The 1,682-nt window shown below is 69.7% G+C and carries 1 protein-coding gene; it reads right to left on the bottom strand.

All coding sequences use genetic code 11. From position 1 onward, the window contains the following. Positions 1-143: 143 nt before the first annotated feature. Positions 144-1,682, bottom strand: a 1,539-nt coding sequence (locus Q8S40_RS20550; protein WP_305671893.1) for a phosphoenolpyruvate carboxylase, incomplete at its 5' end; no start/stop codon positions are given.

Here is a 1,682-nt window from a genome sequence, read left to right as displayed (position 1 = left end):
CAGCAGGCGCTGCACGGGCTTTGAGCCGCGTCAACCCGCGGCGGCATCGCAGGGAATGCGGTGGCGGCGGGTCAAGACCCGCCCTACGAAGCTGCGCACTGCTGGCGCGGTAGTTTCCTGCGCAGAGGGCGCAGATCGTGGGCTCAGCCGGTGTTCTGCACGCCGGCGGCGATGCCGTTGACCGTCGCCACCAGCGCATGCAGCAACCCATCCTCAGGCCGACCCGCACTGCGCCAGCGCCGCAGCAGGTCGACCTGCAGCAGGCTGATCGGATCGACGTAAGGATTGCGCAGCCGGATCGACAGCCGCAGACGACGGTCTCCCGCCAGCAGCTCCTGCGCAGTCTTCAGGGCAAGCACTGCTTCGCAGGTCCGCTGGAACTCTGCTTCGATACGGGGGAACAGCGCCGCATGCGCGGCCTCGCCGGCCAGCTGCGAGTAGCGCGCGAAGATGTCGAGCTCGGTTTTCGCCAACACCATCTCGACATCGTCGACCAGGGTCGCGAAGAAGGGCCAGTCGCGCGCCATCTCCGCCATGGCTTCGACGCCCTTGGCCTCGATCGCCGCCGCCAGTCCGCTGCCCACGCCATACCAGCCGGTCAGGTTGCAGCGGTTCTGCGACCATGCAAACACCCAGGGAATCGCACGCAGCGACTCCACCCCGGCCTGCCCGCCAGCGGCCCGCTTGGCGGGACGCGTGCCCAGCTTCAGGCGCTCGATCACATCGATCGGCGTGGCCTCGCGGAAATAGGGCACGAAGGCGGGGTCTTCATGCACGAAGGCGCGGTAGACCCGCCGCGATTCGTTCGCGATCAAGGCCATGGTCTCGCGCCAGACCGGTTCGCGCGGCTCCGGCGGTCGCGGTCGCGCGGTCGCACGCAGCACCGCACCGGCAGTCTGCTCAAGATTGCGCAGGGCCAGCGCGCGGATGCCGTACTTGCGATGGATGACCTCGCCCTGCTCGGTCAGGCGCAGGTAGCCGTCGACGCTGCCGCGCGGTGCTGCGATCACCGCGCGCTCGGTCTTGCTGCCGCCGCGGCTGGCCGAACCGCCGCGACCATGGAAAAACAGGATGCGCACGCCACGCTCCGCGCCGAGGGCGCACAGCGCGATCTGGGCGCGCTGGATCGCCCAGCGCGAGGCGGCGAGCCCGGCGTCCTTGGCGCTGTCGGAATAGCCCAGCATCACCACCTGGCGCTCGCCGCGCGCAGCGACATGGGCGCGGTAGATCGGGTCGTCCAGCAGCGCCGCGACCACCTCGGGCGCGGCGGCAAGATCGTCGACCGTCTCGAACAGCGGCGCTACATCCAGCGGCACCTGGCCCTGCGCATCGGCATGCCCGCCCATGCGCGCCAGCGCCAGCACTGCGAGTGCATCGGCCGCGCTGCGGCTCATGCTGACGATGTAGGGGCCGAAGGCTTCAGCACCATAGCGCGGCCGCAGCTCGGCGAGTTTTGCGAACACATCCAGCACACGCTGGGTGACGTCATCGTCCGAGTTGCGCACGCCGAGCGTGTCGCTCAAGAGCGCACCCAGTCGCTTCGCGCGCTCCGGCCCCGCACGCTCGGGCCAATCTGGATCCGCCAGCAGTACGGCCAGCGCGGCGTCATGCACGCGCGAGTCCTGGCGCTGATCCAGCGTGGCAAGGTGAAAGCCGAAAGCCTCCACTCGGCGCAGCAGACG

It is taken from the genome of Falsiroseomonas sp., assembly GCF_030695085.1.
Lineage (GTDB): Bacteria > Pseudomonadota > Alphaproteobacteria > Acetobacterales > Acetobacteraceae > Falsiroseomonas.
The sequence above is the reverse complement of the archived record's forward strand: the minus strand, read 5'-3'. Positions and strand labels throughout refer to the sequence as shown.